Below are 16,192 nucleotides of genomic sequence, written 5' to 3'. Positions count from 1 at the left end.
GCCTGGCCCGGGACGGGACGGCAACGACCCACGCTGCGGAGGCGCGCGGCTGACCAGACAAGGAGCACGACGTGGAATTCGACGTGACGATCGAGATCCCCAAGGGCAATCGCAACAAGTACGAGATCGACCACGAGACGGGTCGGATCCGCCTGGACCGGATGCTCTTCACCTCCACCCGCTACCCCGACGACTACGGCTTCATCGACGACACCCTGGGCGAGGACGGCGATCCGCTGGACGCCCTGGTCCTGCTGGAAGAACCCACGTTCCCCGGCTGCGTCATCCGCTGCCGCGCCCTGGGCATGTTCCGCATGCGCGATGAGAAGGGCGGCGACGACAAGGTCCTGTGCGTTCCCGCTTCCGACCAGCGCGCCTCGTGGAGAACCGACATCGACGACGTGTCCGAGTTCCACCGCCTGGAGATCCAGCACTTCTTCGAGGTGTACAAGGACCTGGAGCCCGGCAAGTCCGTCGAGGGCGCCCACTGGGTGGGCCGGGACGAGGCCGAGGCCGAGATCCGCCGCTCGTTCCAGCGCCTGAAGGACGTCGAGGCTTCAGGTCAGGCCCCTGCGCACTGAGGCCGCAACTGCGGCCGGGCCTGGGGCCACACCGGTTCGTGCGGGTGGCCGGCGGACGCTCAGGCGACGCGCACCGCGTAGGGCATGACTGAACCCCAGTTGTAGATGCCGGTCACACGGACCGGGACACCGAAGGTCGGTGCCTCGATGATCTGGCCGTCGCCCAAGTAGATCGCCACGTGGTAGGGCGTCCCGCCCTCGCCCCAGAAGATCAGGTCGCCGGGGATCGCGGCATCGACGGGCACCTTCGTGCCGGAGTCGTACTGGGCCACCGACCAGTGGGGCAAGTAGATCCCCTGGGTCCGGTAGGCGACCGTGACCAGGCCCGAGCAGTCGTAGCCGGGACCTTCGCCGCCCCACACATAGGGGGAGCCCAGGACCGAGTAGGCGAAGTCGATGGCGCCTTGCACGGCATTGGCATTTCCTGCGGGAGCCGGGGCGGGTGCAGGGCTGCTCGGGGCGGGTTCTTCGTAGCCGTCGTCATCGCCGTCGTCTCCGCCCTGTGCTTGGGCTTCGGCCTGCTCCTGGCGGCGACGGGCCTCTTCGGCGGCGCGCTGACGCGCCTCTTCCTCCAGGCGAAGGCGTTCGGCCTCGGCGGCCTTGCGCGCGGCCTCTTCGGCGGCGCGGCGACGTTCGGCCTCGAGGAAGGCTTCACGTTCCTTGACCAGGGCGACAGTGGTGTTCTGACGCTTGGCCAGTTCGGTGACAAGGGCCTCTCGCTGGATCTCGGTGGCCGCCTTCTGTTCGACCGCCGCGTCAGCGGCGGCCCGGGCCTCGTCGGCGCGGGCCTCGGACTCGGCGGTGGCCTTGGCCTGCAGGTCGCGGGCCTTGGCGGCGGCGGCCTGCATCACTTTGGCCACCTGTTCGAGCGCAGCGACTTCCTGCATCTTGTCGTCGGCGTTGACCGAGAAGGACTTCAGGGTCGACCTGCGGGTCTCGACATCGCGCAGACCGTCGGCACTGACGTAGGGGCTCAGGGAATCCAGTGAGGCCCCACCCTCGCGGTAGGCGGTCTGGGCGATGGAGGCGATCTTCTGGCGCGAGACCTCGAACGCCGACTGTGCGGCGTCGGCCTCGGACTGGGCCTTGTCGGCGGCCTTGGTCGCCTGTTCGAGCGCGTAGAGGGCGCCGTTGTACTCCTCGGCAGCCTTCTGGGCCTCGACGAGGGCGGTGTCGGCTGCCGCTGTCGCATTGGCCAGGGCGACCTCGATCTGGGCAACCGAGAGCCTGGCGGCTTCCTCCGCCGCCTTGGCTCGGGCGATGTCGTCCTCGGAGGGCGTCGCTTGGGCGATTCCGGGAAGGACCATGACGCACGTCGTGAGCAGCGCGACGAGGACGGTCCGGAGCTTGCGTGGTGCCCACGCTCGCGGGTTCTCGGCCACCAGATTCCACCTGTCATCGGATACGAGGGACTGTGCGCCCGAGGACGCACGGCTTCGACACTAGAGCAACAAACGCAACTCATGCAACATTATCCCACTTTGTTCTCAGAAGTCACATTGTCACCAGCCTCCCCATTGGCACCCCGCTCCGCCCTCGCCCCCACCGAAACCCGACCCATCCGGCTTGACCGACGAATCCGGCGGAGAGAGGGCGGGGAGGACGAGGGAGAGGTCACGATGTCCCAGAGTTTGAACGTCAACCGGCGCACGCCTCGCCCACCCCGTAGCGTGGCCGACATGTTCGCTCGAATGCCCAGCTGACTGCACGTCAGCTCTCGCCAGGTCGCGCCGGGGCCAGCCCCGCCCACCTCACGCATGGAGTCCACCGTGCAGTCGCGCCCCACCGGTCGGCCACGATCGCGCCCGACCAGCGGGAGACCCCGACGGCGCAGCGACGACCTCGTCCCCCATCGGGCCACTCCCGCTCCTCACGACAAGACCCACAGGAGCCCCACGATGACCCAGCACTCGAACGCCGCCAACTGGTCCTTCGAAACCAAACAGATCCACGCAGGATGGGACCTGGATCCCGCAACCGGCGCCACCGCCCTGCCCATCCACCCGACCGCCTCCTACGCCTTCGACTCTGCCGAACAGGCCGCCGCCCGCTTCGCCCTGCACGAACTCGGCCCCATCTACACCCGCCTGACGAATCCCACCACCGATGCGGTCGCCTCACGCATCGCCGCCCTCGAAGGCGGGGTCGGCGCCCTGCTGGTCTCCTCCGGCCAGTCGGCCTCGGCCCTGGCGATCCTCGCCCTGGGTGTCTCCGGGAACAACATCGTCGCCTCCCCCTCGCTCTACGGGGGCTCCGTCACCCTTCTCAAGAACACGCTGGGACGCCTGGGCATCGAGGCGCGCTTCGTCGCCGACCCGCGCGACGCCCAGCAGTGGAAAGCCCTGGCCGACGACAAGACCGTCGCCTTCTTCGGCGAGGCCATCCCCAACCCCATTGGCGACATCCTCGACATCGAGACCGTCGCAGCCGCCGCCCACGAGGTCGGAGTGCCCCTCATCGTCGACAACACCGTCGCCACGCCCTACCTCATCAGGCCGATCGAATGGGGAGCCGACATCGTCGTCCATTCGGCGACGAAGTACCTGGGCGGGCACGGCACCGCGATGGCAGGAGTCGTCGTCGACTCGGGCAACTTCGACTACGCCGCCCAAGCGGAGCGTTTCCCCCTGTTCAACACCCCCGACGAGTCCTACAACGGTCTGGTCTTCGCTCGCGATCTGGGGGTGGGCGGGGCGCTGGGCGCAAACCTGGCCTTCCTCCTACGCATCCAGACGCTGGTCAACCGAGACCTCGGGGCGGTCACCTCGCCCTTCAACGCCTTCCTCGTCGAACAGGGCGTGCAGACCCTGTCCCTGCGCATGGAGCGACACTGCGACAACGCCCTGGCGGTGGCCCGCCACTTGGAAGCGCACCCGCAGGTGCGCAATGTGTTCTACGCGGGCCTGGAGTCCTCGCCGCACCACGAACTCCAACTCAAGTACAGCCCGCGCGGCGCCTCCGGCCTGCTGAGCTTCGTCATCGAGGGCGGCGCCGCCGCCGGAAAGGCCTTCGCCAGCGCCCTCGAACTGCTTCCGACCGTGGCCAACATCGGCGACACCAAGTCGCTGGTCATCCACCCGGCGTCGACCACCCACTCCCAGCTCAGCGAGGCCGAGCTTCGAGCGGCAGGGATCGAGGGCGGGACCGTGCGCCTGTCCATCGGGCTCGAACACATCGACGACATCCTGGCCGACCTCGACCTGGGCTTGGCCGCCGCCCGCGCCGCGCTCGAAGGAGGAAATGCCTGAGGGGCGCCGCACTCGAAGCGCCCCGACCTCACCCGACCCCCTCGGGCGCCCCGCCCTCGCCGTCGGCAGACCCGACCACCCGCCTCGCAGGAGAACCGTAGGAGGAACCGCCCATGTCCCACCGACGCAGCCTCCCACCCGCCCCCGTCTCAGGAGGCTGGCACGAAGGCGACCCCGCCGCCTTCCGCCGTTTCGTCGCCCTGGGGCCGTTGCGCCTTGAGAACGGGGAGGTGCTGCCGGAGGTGCGCCTGGCCTACGAGACCTGGGGGAGTCTGGACGAGGAGGGATCGAATGCGGTCCTCATCGAGCACGCCCTGACCGGGGACGCGCACGTCACAGGGCCCGCCGCCTCCGGCCAGCCCACCGAGGGCTGGTGGGGTGAGATCGTCGGGCCCGGCAAGATCATCGACACGGAGAAGTACTTCGTGGTGTGCGCCAATGTGCTCGGCGGCTGCCAGGGGTCGACCGGGCCGTCCTCACCCGCCCCGGACGGGCGGCCGTGGGGCTCCCGCTTCCCGGTCGTGTCCACCCGCGACCAGGTGGCGGCCGAGAAGCGCCTGGCCGACTTCCTCGGGATCCGCAGGTGGTCGCTGGTGGCGGGTGCGTCCTTGGGCGGGCATCGCGCCATCGAGTGGGCGGTGACCCATCCCGAGTGCGTGGAGCGTCTGCTGGTGGTGGCCTCAGGGGCGCAGACCACGGCCGAGCAGGCGGCGTGGGCGCACACGCAGATCCGAGCGATCGAGTTGGATCCGGCCTGGGCGGGGGGCGACTACCACGAGGGCGAGGTCGGGCCGACGGCGGGCCTGGCCCTGGCCCGCCAGATCGCGCACACGACATACCGCTCGCCCGGCGAGCTGGACACGCGTTTCGGCCGTGTGCCCCAGCACGAAGAGGATCCGCTGCACGGAGGGCGCCTGGCGGTGGCCTCCTACCTGGACCACCACGGGGACAAGCTGGTACGCCGTTTCGACGCCGGGTCGTATGTGGCGATCTCGCGTTCGATGATCTCGCACGACATCGGGCGGGACCGTGGCGGGGTCAAGGAGGCGCTGAAGTCCGTGTCCGCGCGAACCTTGGTGGTGGCGGTGGATTCGGACCGCCTGTTCTTCCCCGAGCAGGTGTGGCAGATTGCCGAGGGCGTGGCCGGCGCCTTCTACCGCGAGATCCATTCCGACCACGGTCACGACGGGTTCCTCATCGAGTTCGACCAGCTCACGGCTTTGTTGGATGAGTTCTTGCACCAGAGGATCCCTCGGCGGGCGTCGAGTCTGTTGAGCTGAGGGAGGACGAGGGCGGGCCGGCCTGCGTACTCTGGGGGGATGAGCGAAGTCCCTCCCTGCCCCGCCGACGAGGTCGACGTCCTGGCCCCGTGGGGTCCCCAGGGGCCGCCGCCGGTCGACGTGTGGCGCACCGACATCCTGGGCCCCGGCTTCGAATCGCGCACCCTGCCACTGGAGCCCGATGACGAAGGCGAGTGCGTGGCAACCCTGGTGCGACACCGCCCCACGTGGGAGCCGGAGGCGCAGGCCCCCGAACCCTTCCGTTTCGTCGCCCTGTACGTCCACGGACGCAACGACTACTTCTTCCAGGTCGAGCTGGCCGAGTCGGTGGCCCGCAGCGGCGGTGCGTTCTACGCGATCGACCTGCGAAAGTACGGGCGGAGCCTGCGCCCGGGGCAGACCATCGGGTACGTCGACGACATGGCGACCTACGACGAGGACCTCTCCGAGGCCTTGGAGGTCATCCGTGACGAGGTCGGGTCACTGCCCCTGGTCCTCATCGGGCATTCGACGGGCGGGCTGCTGGTCACCTTGTGGGCGCACCGGCACCCCGGCGCCGTGGCGGGCCTCGTACTCGATTCGGCGTGGCTGGAGATGCACACGATGGCGTCGATCCGCCCGGCGGCACAGCAGGTGTTGCAGCGGGTGGCCGCGTCGAATCCGAAGTGGGAGGTTCCCAGTGGTGAAGGCCCGGACCACTACTCGCGCTCCCTGCGCGGGGGGTGGAGCGAGTCGGGTCTGGCACCGCCCGAGCGCCTGCGCTGTGCGGACCCGGCCGACCCGGGCATCTCCGGGTGGCACTACGCCACCGAGTGGAAGCGTCCTGGCTCCTACCCGGTCTTCGCCGGCTGGTTGGAGGCCGTCATGGCCGGCCACGACCTGGTGGACAAGTCGGTGCACGTGGAGTGCCCGGTGCTGTCGATGATGTCGACCTCGACCTATTTCGGCGAGCAGTGGGGGCCGGAGGTCTTCACCTCTGACGTCGTCCTGGACGTGACAGTCAATGCGGAGCGTTCGGCTCGACTGTCCGACCAGGTGACCATCGCCCGTTTCCCCGGCAGGCACGACCTGTTCCTGTCGGACCCGGATGTGCGTCAGCACGTGTGGGACACGATGGAGAGGTGGCTGCGCGCCTTCGTGTGAGTGCCGGCGCCGCTCAGTGGCGGGAGCGGTGGCCGCGCGCGGGGACCCGGCTGTACTCGCGGACGATTTCCCGGTTGATCTCGTCAATCGATTCGGCCAGCGTCGGGCCGAGACCGTCCACGAGACGCCACTGGCTCCACCCGTCCAGGTCCGCACGGTTGATGGCGGCCATCGCCAACGTGGGGTCCTCGTGGACGACTCCGCCGATGCGGATCGTGCCGTCCGCGCACAGGAGCACTCCCTGCGGAAGCTCCAGCAGCGGCGAGGAGTGCAAGGGGACGTCCTCGGCAATGATCTGGGCAAGGGTGCGCAGCCCGGCGGCGTCCCAGTCGAGCACGGGCACGCCCTTCGCGCGAGCCCGAGCCACCTCCAGACTCTCCCCCGCCTCCTGAGATTCGTCCGCCCCTTCGCCAGATTCGTCGGTCACCCCGTGAGATCCATCCGTCGCTTCGTGAGATTCGTCCGTCGCTGCTGCGAACTCCTCGCTGGCACCGCCCTCGGCGAATGCCGACGGAGCTCCGCTCTCCCGGGCTTCGTCCTCGCCATCCGGGTCCGGCGCAGCGGCCTCGCCCTCGCCCCCGGAAACGGCACCGACACCCGCGTCGTCGCTCGCGTCCTCGATGGGGGCCAGGACCGTGGCCGCCGGAACGGTCACCTCGGACTGTTCCTCCGCCGGGACCTCCGGGGCGATGGCGGCTGCGACCTGCGCAGCCGTGTGGGCGGTGCCGGGTTCGAGGGCGACGGTGATCTCCTGACCCGACCTGCCGAGCAGCAACTGGGTCGCATGACCGTACAGGCGCTGACCGACCGCGTGGACCTCCAGGAAGCAGCGGCCATTCGACATCTGACGCAGGGACATCTCGTGCACCTCGATGCCCGAGGCCGTGAGGATGTCCAAAGCGGGACGCACAGTGGGGTCGATGCCGCCGGCCACCATCACCAAGCGGGGACCCGACCCGGGCGAGGGCGGCATGGAGTCGCGGAAGCGGATCCACCCGGAGCGGAAACTCTCGAGATCACCGGGGTACTCACGCGCCAGTTCCGCCCAGGACAGGGCGGCCGTGTCGGCCAAACGCGCCAGGGAGGCGATGAGCACGTCGGAGTCCAAGTAGTCGATGATCTCGACGGAGACGACCTGCCCGGAGGCGTCCAGCGCGGTCAGTCGCGCGCCGTCCTCGCGAGCATCCGACATGCGCGTGATGTCACGCCATGTGATGGGGAACAGCGGGCGCGAAACGATCTCAAGGACCTGGGCGCACACGGCGTCGATGAGGGCCGTGTTGAATCCGCCGTTCACCCGGCGACCGAATTGGGCCGGGACGAGTCGGCCGTCCTCGAACTCGAAGAGCGCCATCGACCACTCCTGTCTGGACATCACAGAACGCTTCTCAATGATTGTTCCACAGAGGTCGCGGAAGTCCCCGAGAAAGGCGGGCGGGTCGGAATCGGACACCCCGCGTCGACCTCTTCGACCACCTGCGGACGCTCCCACCCCCAACGCTCCCTCCGATGGAAGAATCGACTCCGTGAGCGCCCACACCCCCGCCGCACCCCCGCCCCCTCCCGCCTCCTGGGCCGAGCCCTCGCGCGCACGCGCCTTCGTCAATGACCTGCGTCAACGCATTGACGGCGAGGTCGACGACTCGGCGGGCACACGCGCCAGATACTCCACCGACGCAGGCAACTACCGGGTGCCCCCGTTGGCCGTCGTCATGCCGCGAAGCGTCGAGGACGTCCTGGCGACCCTCGACCTGGCCCGCGAGCGCCACGTGCCGGTCACCTCCCGGGGCGGAGGCACCAGCTGCGCCGGCAACTCCGTCGGACCCGGCCTGGTCATCGACTTCACCCGGCACATGAACCGGGTCCTGTCCGTCGATGCCCAGGCGCGCACCGCGCTTGTCGAGCCCGGCTGCATCCAACAGACCCTCCAGGAGGCCGCAGCGCCCCACGGACTTCGCTTCGGGCCGGACCCCTCCAGCCAGAACCGGGCAAGCATCGGCGGAATGGTCGGCAACAATGCCTGCGGCCCGCACGCCACTGCGTGGGGGCGCACGGCGGACAACATCGTCGCCCTGGACTGTGTGGACGGGCAGGGACGCCGCTTCATTGCCACGACCAGCCACGACGCCACCGTGCCCGAGGTGCCGGGTCTTGCGGCGCTTGTCGACGCGAACTTGGCGCTGGTTCGCCGTGAACTGGGCACCTTCGGCAGGCAGGTTTCCGGATTCTCCCTCGAACACCTCACCCCTGAAGGCCGCAGGAACCTCGCCGCCATGCTGGTCGGCACGGAAGGGACCCTGGTCACCGTCCTGTCCGTGACCGTGCGCCTGGTGCCACTGCCGACCGCACCGGTCCTGGTCGTCCTGGGCTACCCCGACATGATCGCCGCTGCGGACGACGTGCCGTCCCTGCTGGCCCACGAGCCGCTGGCCGTGGAAGGCATGGACTCGCGTCTGGTCGATGTGGTCCGCCGACACAAGGGCCCCGGCGCAGTCCCCGCATTGCCCGAGGGCGAGGGGTGGATGATGTGCGAGGTCGGGGGCCGTGACGCCGAGGACTCGCTGGAGCGCGCCCATGCGTTGGCGGCTGCCGCACGCACCGACGCGGTCGCCGTCTATCCTCCCGGCAGTCAGGCCTCCGCCTTGTGGCGCATCCGCGCCGACGGTGCGGGGTTGGGCGGGCGCACGCCCGTGGATCCTGCGACAGGACATGGGGGCGAGCAGGCTTGGCCCGGCCTGGAGGACGCGGCCGTCCCACCGGCCCATCTGGGCGCCTACCTGCGGGACTTCACGGCTCTCATGCGCGACCACGAGGTCGACGGCCTGCTCTATGGGCACTTCGGCGACGGGTGCGTGCACGTGCGCCTGGACCTGCCCTTGGACAGCGCGGCCGGGGTGGAGCACTCGCGGCGTTTCCTGGAGGAGTCGGCCCGTCTGGTGGCTCGCCACGGCGGGTCCGTCTCGGGCGAACACGGTGACGGAAGAGCGCGTTCGGAGTTGCTGCGCTTCATGTACTCCGCCGACATGCTGGACTTGTTCGCGCAGGTCAAACACCTTTTTGATCCGGAGAACCTGCTGAATCCGGGGGTGCTGACCGCTCCCATGTCCGCCGAGCAGGCCAATGCCCGTCGGGCGCAAAGGCGCGCGGACACGAATTCCGAGCGCGGGAAAGGCGGCGGACTTGGGGCCGCCCTGGTTCAGGACCCTCAACCCGGTGTGGACCTGCTTGACGCCCACCTGCGTCGGCCCGCCGCGCGCCCCATGCCTGCCGAGGGCGGCTTCTCCTTTGCCGAGGACCACGGGGACTTCACGTCCGCCGTCCACCGGTGCACGGGTGTGGGCAAGTGCCGTGCCGGCGTGCCCGGGACCTTCATGTGCCCCTCCTACGCGGTCACCGGCGAGGAGAAGGATGTGACGCGCGGCCGGGCCCGCACCCTCCAGGATGCGGCGAATGGGCAGCTCCTGGCGGCGATCGACTCGCCCGAGGTGCTCGAAGCGCTGGACCTGTGCCTGGCGTGCAAGGCGTGTTCCTCGGAGTGTCCGGCCGGCGTCGACATGGCGAAGTACCGCAGCGAGGTCCTTTTCCGCCGCCATCGCGGCCGCCTCCGGCCGCTGTCGCACTACACGCTCGGCCGGCTGCCGATGTGGACGCGCCTGACCGCCAAGGTGCCGGGCCTGGCGATGCTCTCCAACGCGGTGCTGGCGGTGGGGGCCCTGCGGCGCCTGGCCTTCCGCGCGATCGGCCTGGACCCCCGCCGGCCCATGCCGCCCTTGCAGTCGGGGACCTTCTCGGCGTGGGCGGGCCGGCGAGGGCTCACCTCGCAGATGCCGCCGGTGGGCGACGCGCAGACTCCGACAACGGGCACCGGTACCGGAAGAAAGCGTGGGGACGAGGGCGTGGCCGCCTCTCGTCCTTTCGTCCTGGTGTGGGCGGACAGCTTCTCGCAGACGCTGGATGATGCGGGGGCGCGCAGCTTGGTGCAGGTACTGGAGGCCAATGGTTTCGCGCCGATCCTGGCTCCGGATGTGTGCTGCGGACTCACGTGGATCACGACCGGGCAGCTGAGGGGGGCGAAGAAGAGGCTCACTGCGCTGCTCGACGCGTTGGCGCCCTTCGCGGCCAATGGGATCCCGATCGTGGGTGTGGAGCCCTCGTGCACGGCCGTCCTGCGAGACGACCTGCTGGACCTGCTGCCGCAGGACCCGCGTTCGGCGATGGTCTCGAAGGGGACTTTCACCCTGTCGGAGTTGTTGACGAGCCTGCCTGAGGGGCAGCTGTCGCTGCCTGACCTGACCGGGGTCGAGGTGGTCGCCCAGCCGCACTGCCACCACCATTCGGTGATGGGGTGGTCGGCGGACCGGGCGTTGTTGGAGCGCCTGGGGGCCCGCGTGACGCAGCTTTCCGGTTGCTGCGGGCTGGCAGGCAACTTCGGTATGGAGGCCGGACACTACGAGTTGTCGGTGAAGGTCGCGCAGCGCTCACTGCTTCCTGCTTTGGAGCAGCATCCGGACGCCGTGTACTTGGCGGATGGCTTCAGTTGTCGCACCCAGGCCGCTCAGCTGGCCGGGCGCGGCGGTGTGCATCTGGCGACCCTGTTGGCCATGGGCGGGTCGGGCCTCGGCGCACAGTGACCCCCGCGAGATTCGTCCGTCATCCCGTGAGATTCGTCCGCCGATCCGCGAGATTCGTCCGTCAGGGCCACTTCGACGAGGCCGACCAGGTGTGAGGGCGGGCCGAGTCAGATCATGACCGGACAACCGGCGCAGTGCAGGCGCACCTCAGCGGAGTCTGCCCCACCGCACGCCCCCAAGCCCGAGGCGCACAGGGAATCCGCTGAGTCCAACAGGCCCGTACGGCGGAACTCGTCGACGATGACCTCGGCCAGAGCCACGGAGACACCTGCCTCCGCCGCCGCGGCCCGCACGGTCCTCCCCTTGCGCATCACTTGGTACATGCGCTGACGCGCCCCCACAGGATGTGGAGCGGCCAGCGGCACCGGGCTCTGCGCCCCGCTCTCGTCCCCCGCGCTCACAGGACCAGACGTCCCGCCTGGAAGATGAGCGTCGCCAGCAGCCACGCCGCGCCGAATTGGACGGCCACGGCGGCGGCCGTCCTGCGCCCGCCGATCTGGCGCGCCTGCTCGGCCACCGTTGCCAGACAGGGCGTGTAGGTCAGGACGAAGACCAGGAAGGCGAAGGCCGCAATCGGGGCCGCGTCCCCGGCCGAGGCCGCGAACGAGCCCGTGACCAGCTCGGGCAGGGAGCCCAGGTCCTCGCCACCGTCCTCGGCGTCGCCGCCCTCGACTGCGGGGTCGAGGTTGTAGGAGGTGACGATCGAACTGATGACCGTCTCCTTGGCGACGAAACCCGTCATGAGAGCGCCGGTCAGGTGCCACTCGCCGAAGCCGGCCGGGGCGAAGACCGGTTCGAGAATCTGCGCGGTGCGCCCGTACAGGGACTTGTCCATCGGCAGGTCGGACTGGGCGAAGGAGTAGCCGCCGGCCACCGGGATCGCGCCCATCAACCACACGACCAGCGTCATCACGATGATGATCTTGCCTGCACCGGCGACGAAGGCCCAGGCGCGCATGGCCGTGTTCTTCACGGTGACCAGGACGCGGGGCGCCTGGTAGGCGGGAAGGACCAGCATGAGGGGCGCCTGCGAGGAGTCCTTGGTGATGAAGGGCTTGAGGACCAGGGCCCCCAGGATCACCATCACAAGCGAGAACACGTACATGACGAAGACGACCGAGCCGGTGTGGGCAGGGAAGAAGATGCGGGCGATCATCAGGTAGATCGTCAGGCGCGCCGCACACGAGGTGTACGGGATGACCAAAGTGGTCACCAAGCGCTGCTTGGCGTCGGGCAGGGTGCGGGTCGCCGCGAGCGAAGGCAGGTTGCAGCCGAACCCCATGATGAGAGGCAAGATGACGCGCCCGTCCAGGCCGATCGCGCGCATGACCCTGTCACCGAGGAATGCCGCGCGCGCCATGTACCCGGAGTCTTCGAGGATCGAGATCAGCAAGAAGATGACGAACATCAGCGGCAGGAAGCTGGCGACCACGCCCAAGCCCGTCGACAGGCCGCCGACCAGCAGTCCCTGGACCCACGTGTCGTGCAGGCCGACCCCGAACAGCAGGGCGTCCAGCGCGTTCGCAAGCGACCATGCTCCCTCGTCCTGGCTGGTGAAGAAGCCGTCGAAGAGGTCCTGGACGGGACCCACCCACTCGCCGGCGACTTTGAAGAGCAGCCACATGAGGGCGAAGAAGACCGGGATGCCGACCACGGGATGCAGGAGGAAGCGGTCGATCTTGTCCGACAGGGACAGGGTGGTGCTGGCCTTTCGCACGCCGAAGGCCTCGGTGTCGACCCGTTCGACCCACGAGAACAGGTCGTCGGCCTCGTCCTGGGGACTGCGGTGCAGGGCCGCGGCAGCGCTGGCCGTCGAGTCGGGGGCCATGCACCCGCCCGCGGGTCCGCCGTCCTGCCCGTGGGAGCAGCCGCAGCCACTGGGGTTCAGCGCCAGCAGGTCTCGTCCCCGGTCGCCCACGGCCGCCTCGGCGGCGCCTGCGCGTTCAAGGGCTGCCAAGGCGGCAGCTGCAGCGACCTGGTTGTACCCGGGGGCGTCGGGAACCGGCCTGATGTGCTTGACACGAGGGCGGCGACACAGGGCCAGACGCACCATGTCCTCCAGGCCGGCCACCCCGGCGGAGGTGCGCGGGTCGATGATCATGACGGGTACGCCCAGGCTGGCGGACAGCGCTGCGGAGTCGATGGACTCCCCTTCGCGTTCTTGCACGTCGGCCAAGGTGATGACGGTTGCGACGGGGCGTCCGGTGCGGGCGACCTGCGCGACCAGGTACAGGGAGCGGGTCAGTGCGGTGGCGTCCAGGACGACGAGGGCGAGGTCGACGCTGCGTCCCTTGGCGGCGTCGGTGAAGGACCCGGGGGCGCCGGCGAGTGTGTCGACCACGACCTGTTCGTCCGGCGAGGTCGCAATCAGCGAGTAGGTGCCGGGCAGGTCCAGGAGTCGCGCGCCGAGGGCCGACCAGGTTCCCTGCATGACCTCGACCGTGGTGCCGGGGGCGTTGACCACTGCCTGCCGCGCACCGGTGAGGGTGTTGAACAGGGTCGACTTGCCGACATTCGGGTTGCCGATGAGCAGGACGGTCGGGTTCTGGGGGGTGTCGGCGTTTTCCTCTTCGACGAGGTCCGTGCCCCTGCCCGGTCTGCACTTGGAGCAGCTCATGCGAGGGTCTCCACCTCGATGAGTCGGGCCGAGTGGGAGTCGACTGCGATCCGCGCTCCGGCGATGTTGACGACGACGACGCCGAAGGCAGCGCGGTTGGTGAGGAAGAACTCTGCTCCGGGGCGAACTCCGAGTTCCTGCAGACGCAGGGTGTGGGCCGGGTCGACACCAAGGGACACGAGGCGCCCCCGTGTGCTGGTCTTGCATGAGGCCAGGTTCATGTTTCCCAGTTTAGGCGTCGCTTGGTTCCGTTTCCTTTCGCGGCTTGGCCTGCGGGCCCGGCCTCCACCCGGCACCATCGGAGGCCTCGATGCCCCGCTCCCCCATGATGACCCGTTCCCATCGCGGCGACACATTCCGGATGGCGGCCCATGCGCCCAGACGCTCCCCGTCCACGCACCCGGGGCCCGCGACGAGCAGTGCAGTGGACAGAGCCTCGGCCATGACACCGGATTCGCACACGATGCTCACTTGACGAATGCCTGAATTCCCTGGACGGCCGCTACGGGGATCGAAAGTGTCGTGTGTGAAGTGCGTGAGGATTCCCTGGCCGGTCCTGCGAGCGGGCAGTTCCGTCCTCGTGGAGGGGGCCCAAGGGGCGTGACCGCCCGAGGTCGACAGGCAGGCGTCGGTGAGCGCGAGGTGACCGACCGCCTCGTTCTCCGCCGCACCGACGGCGCGCAGACCCACGCGCCACGGGCGACCGTGCGGGCCCGGGCCGTGGGCAGTGATCGAGGAGGTCCCCACGGACACGAGGACGCTTCGCGCCCCCGCCTCCCGCACGGCGTCCCGCACGGCGTCCGCCGTCGCCCCTTTCGCGATCCCGCCCAGATCGAGAAGGGGGCGCTGCCATGGCTGCCCTGCACGGTGCGGATCCACCCGGGGCCCGCCGTCAGGCTCCTGGCCCGCAGCTCCCGTGTCGCGCCCCTGCCCCGGTGCAAGGCTCCACCGTCCGGCATCGTCCCGGTGCAGCAGGGAGGGATCGCACAAGGCGGCTGCGCGTCGACACTGCGATTCGGAGGGAGGGCACGGGAGGGTGCCCGTGCGAAGGAAGTGTCCGCGGGCCGCCTTGACATCCCACAGACGCACCAATGCCCCGGCCACGGGCGTGAAGGCGCCTCCGGTGGCCGCCGCCAGGGCACGGGCGTCGTCAAGAAGCCGGTCGGTGCGTTGGTCGACCCGGCACGGACCCGAGTGCGCGTTGATGCGGGAAATGTCGGAGTCCGGACGGAAGACCGACCACAGGGACTCGCACTCGGCCACTGTCCGGCAAGCCACCTCAGTGATCCGCCGCAGGTCACCTCCCGAGCCGGTCAGGTCGATCCGCGTGCCCATTGCCGGGAAGGACACGCGCCACTGGGCCTCGTCCCCGTCCTGGTCGACACCGAAGGCCACCACCGGTGAGGCGTCCACGGCTACTTGTCCGTCCCGCCCAGGTCCTTGTCCAGGTCGGAGTCCCCCGTGCCGGTCGAATCCTTGAGGCCCGGGATTTCCACCTCGTCAGCACCCGAGTCGTCGACCCCCTGGGCCTTGGAGATCGCGCGGATGGCGGCTTGCATGAATTGCCTGTGGGCAACCGTGGCCCCCGAGATGACGTCGACCTTGGTCGGATCGTCCTTGTCGGTGAGTTCTTGCGAGTAACGGGCATAGGACTCCACCGCCCGCTGGGCCTTCTCGTAGTAGTCCTTGTTGAAGACCTCACCCGAGGAGTCCTTGCCGTAGTCGCCGTCCTTGTCCGAACCGTCGGCCTTGAGGGTTTCGAAGGTCGTGTTCGTGATCTGGCCTCCGGCGACGGTGATCGTGATGACACCGACGGCGCCCTGGTCGTCCGCATTGGAGCGTCCGCTCCACTGCCCGTCCTTCATCGGCACGCTCATGTCGATGTCGTACGAGGCCGAGCAGGCCGCCAGGAGCATTGCGCCAAGTCCCACGATTCCGGCTTTCACGGCTCTGCTTGTGGTGCTCATCGCAGGTCCACCTTGTCCTTCCCGGTTGCGCTGACGGTGTCGTGGTCGTGCCATGTCTCCTTGAGGATCCGCCCGTGGTCGAGGGCGATCTCACGCTGTCCCTGACCTGCGACGAGGGCGTCGTGGGTGACGACCATGAGGGTCGTGCCCTCCTTGTGGAGTTGGGCGAACAGGTCCAGGACGATCCGCTCATTGGTCTGGTCGAGGTTGCCGGTCGGCTCGTCGGCGAGGATGAGTTTCGGGTAGTTGATGAGGGCGCGCGCCACGCAGACCCTCTGCTGTTCACCGCCGGAGAGCTGGCGGGGCAGGTGGGTGGCACGGTCGGCCAGGCCGACACGGTCAAGAGCCTCCATCGCCTCCTTCTCGTCGGGCATCGAATGGTAGTACTGGGCGACCATGATGTTCTCCAGCGCTGTGAGGTGCCCGATGAGGTGGAACTGCTGGAAGACCAGGCCGATGGTGGAGCGGCGGATCTCGGTGAGTTCGTCGCCGGTCAGGTCGGAGATGTCCCGGCCGTCCAGACGCACCCTGCCCTTGGAGGCGGTGTCCATGCAGCCGACGATGTTCATCAGCGTGGTCTTGCCCGAGCCGGAGGGGCCGACGATGGACACCCATTCCCCGCGCCCGATCTTCAGGGACACGTTGTCCAGGGCGTGCAGGTCACCGTAGATCTTGGAGACTTCGTCGAGGTCCAGGAGCGGCGTCATCTGTTCTTCGGTCATGGT

At 69.1% G+C, this 16,192-nt stretch carries 13 protein-coding genes; 5 read left to right on the top strand and 8 right to left on the bottom strand.

Features of this window, described 5'->3' with window-relative positions; genetic code table 11:
- Positions 1–71 precede the first annotated feature (71 nt).
- Entirely contained in the window at positions 72–581 is a 510-nt protein-coding gene (locus I6B53_RS01635) for an inorganic diphosphatase (RefSeq protein WP_216764555.1), read from the top strand.
- A 59-nt stretch (positions 582–640) separates the two neighbouring features.
- Here the strand turns inward: I6B53_RS01635 and I6B53_RS01630 are convergent, their stop codons facing one another.
- On the bottom strand, positions 641–1,963 hold the full coding sequence (locus I6B53_RS01630) for a C40 family peptidase (RefSeq protein WP_253953921.1): 1,323 nt from the start codon (positions 1,961–1,963) through the stop codon (positions 641–643).
- Positions 1,964–2,479: 516 nt separating this feature from the next.
- On the opposite strand from I6B53_RS01630, the gene I6B53_RS01625 reads away from it, so the two are divergent.
- The 3 genes from I6B53_RS01625 (at position 2,480) to I6B53_RS01615 (ending at position 6,252) form a co-directional block, all read left to right on the top strand.
- On the top strand, positions 2,480–3,829 hold the full coding sequence (locus I6B53_RS01625; RefSeq protein ID WP_216764554.1) for an O-acetylhomoserine aminocarboxypropyltransferase/cysteine synthase family protein: 1,350 nt from the start codon (positions 2,480–2,482) through the stop codon (positions 3,827–3,829).
- A 113-nt stretch (positions 3,830–3,942) separates the two neighbouring features.
- Positions 3,943–5,109, top strand: a complete 1,167-nt coding sequence (locus I6B53_RS01620) for a homoserine O-acetyltransferase (RefSeq protein WP_216764553.1) — start codon at positions 3,943–3,945, stop codon at positions 5,107–5,109.
- Positions 5,110–5,148: 39 nt separating this feature from the next.
- Positions 5,149–6,252 (top strand): alpha/beta fold hydrolase, encoded by a 1,104-nt coding sequence (locus tag I6B53_RS01615; protein WP_216764552.1) that lies wholly within the window; start codon positions 5,149–5,151, stop codon positions 6,250–6,252.
- A gap of 13 nt (positions 6,253–6,265) precedes the next feature.
- Here the strand turns inward: I6B53_RS01615 and I6B53_RS01610 are convergent, their stop codons facing one another.
- On the bottom strand, positions 6,266–7,627 hold the full coding sequence (locus I6B53_RS01610) for a hypothetical protein (RefSeq protein WP_253953920.1): 1,362 nt from the start codon (positions 7,625–7,627) through the stop codon (positions 6,266–6,268).
- Between the two features lie 16 nt (positions 7,628–7,643).
- Here I6B53_RS01610 and I6B53_RS01605 point away from each other — a divergent pair, with 16 nt between their 5' ends.
- Complete coding sequence (locus I6B53_RS01605) at positions 7,644–10,883, top strand: FAD-binding and (Fe-S)-binding domain-containing protein (RefSeq protein WP_216764551.1); 3,240 nt, start codon at positions 7,644–7,646, stop codon at positions 10,881–10,883.
- Positions 10,884–10,990: 107 nt separating this feature from the next.
- On the opposite strand, the gene I6B53_RS01600 is transcribed toward I6B53_RS01605, so the two are convergent.
- The 6 genes from I6B53_RS01600 to I6B53_RS01575 form a co-directional block, all read right to left on the bottom strand.
- Complete coding sequence (locus I6B53_RS01600; RefSeq protein WP_216764550.1) at positions 10,991–11,206, bottom strand: hypothetical protein; 216 nt, start codon at positions 11,204–11,206, stop codon at positions 10,991–10,993.
- Between the two features lie 74 nt (positions 11,207–11,280).
- The gene (locus tag I6B53_RS01595) at positions 11,281–13,500 is read right to left on the bottom strand and encodes a ferrous iron transporter B (RefSeq protein ID WP_216764549.1); all 2,220 of its coding nucleotides are present in this window, start codon (positions 13,498–13,500) and stop codon (positions 11,281–11,283) included.
- Positions 13,497–13,721 carry a FeoA family protein gene (locus I6B53_RS01590; RefSeq protein ID WP_216764548.1) on the bottom strand — a complete coding sequence of 75 codons (225 nt, stop codon included), beginning with the start codon at positions 13,719–13,721 and terminating at the stop codon, positions 13,497–13,499. Before I6B53_RS01590 ends, I6B53_RS01595 begins: the two co-directional genes overlap by 4 nt.
- Positions 13,722–13,731: 10 nt before the next feature.
- Complete coding sequence (locus I6B53_RS01585) at positions 13,732–14,913, bottom strand: FAD:protein FMN transferase (protein ID WP_216764547.1); 1,182 nt, start codon at positions 14,911–14,913, stop codon at positions 13,732–13,734.
- A gap of 2 nt (positions 14,914–14,915) precedes the next feature.
- On the bottom strand, positions 14,916–15,467 hold the full coding sequence (locus I6B53_RS01580; protein WP_216764546.1) for an FMN-binding protein: 552 nt from the start codon (positions 15,465–15,467) through the stop codon (positions 14,916–14,918).
- Positions 15,464–16,189, bottom strand: coding sequence for an ABC transporter ATP-binding protein (locus tag I6B53_RS01575; RefSeq protein ID WP_216764545.1), 726 nt, complete (start codon positions 16,187–16,189; stop codon positions 15,464–15,466). The genes I6B53_RS01580 and I6B53_RS01575 overlap by 4 nt, the downstream gene beginning before the upstream one ends.
- Between the last annotated feature and the right edge of the window lie 3 nt (positions 16,190–16,192).

This window comes from Schaalia sp. 19OD2882 (assembly GCF_018986735.1).
Taxonomy (GTDB): Bacteria; Actinomycetota; Actinomycetes; order Actinomycetales; family Actinomycetaceae; genus Pauljensenia.
Note: the sequence above shows the minus strand (reverse complement) of the source record. Positions and strands in the feature narration are given on the sequence as shown.

Excerpts from the sequence above, each read along its gene's own strand:
- I6B53_RS01625 (WP_216764554.1), top strand. The coding sequence starts at position 2,480 with ATGACCCAGCACTCGAACGCCGCCAACTGGTCCTTCGAAACCAAACAG.
- I6B53_RS01620 (WP_216764553.1), top strand. The coding sequence starts at position 3,943 with ATGTCCCACCGACGCAGCCTCCCACCCGCCCCCGTCTCAGGAGGCTGG.
- I6B53_RS01615 (WP_216764552.1), top strand. The coding sequence starts at position 5,149 with ATGAGCGAAGTCCCTCCCTGCCCCGCCGACGAGGTCGACGTCCTGGCC.
- I6B53_RS01610 (WP_253953920.1), bottom strand. The coding sequence starts at position 7,627 with ATGTCCAGACAGGAGTGGTCGATGGCGCTCTTCGAGTTCGAGGACGGC.
- I6B53_RS01605 (WP_216764551.1), top strand. The coding sequence starts at position 7,644 with ATGATTGTTCCACAGAGGTCGCGGAAGTCCCCGAGAAAGGCGGGCGGG.
- I6B53_RS01600 (WP_216764550.1), bottom strand. The coding sequence starts at position 11,206 with ATGTACCAAGTGATGCGCAAGGGGAGGACCGTGCGGGCCGCGGCGGCG.
- I6B53_RS01595 (WP_216764549.1), bottom strand. The coding sequence starts at position 13,500 with ATGAGCTGCTCCAAGTGCAGACCGGGCAGGGGCACGGACCTCGTCGAA.
- I6B53_RS01590 (WP_216764548.1), bottom strand. The coding sequence starts at position 13,721 with ATGAACCTGGCCTCATGCAAGACCAGCACACGGGGGCGCCTCGTGTCC.
- I6B53_RS01580 (WP_216764546.1), bottom strand. The coding sequence starts at position 15,467 with ATGAGCACCACAAGCAGAGCCGTGAAAGCCGGAATCGTGGGACTTGGC.
- I6B53_RS01575 (WP_216764545.1), bottom strand. The coding sequence starts at position 16,189 with ATGACCGAAGAACAGATGACGCCGCTCCTGGACCTCGACGAAGTCTCC.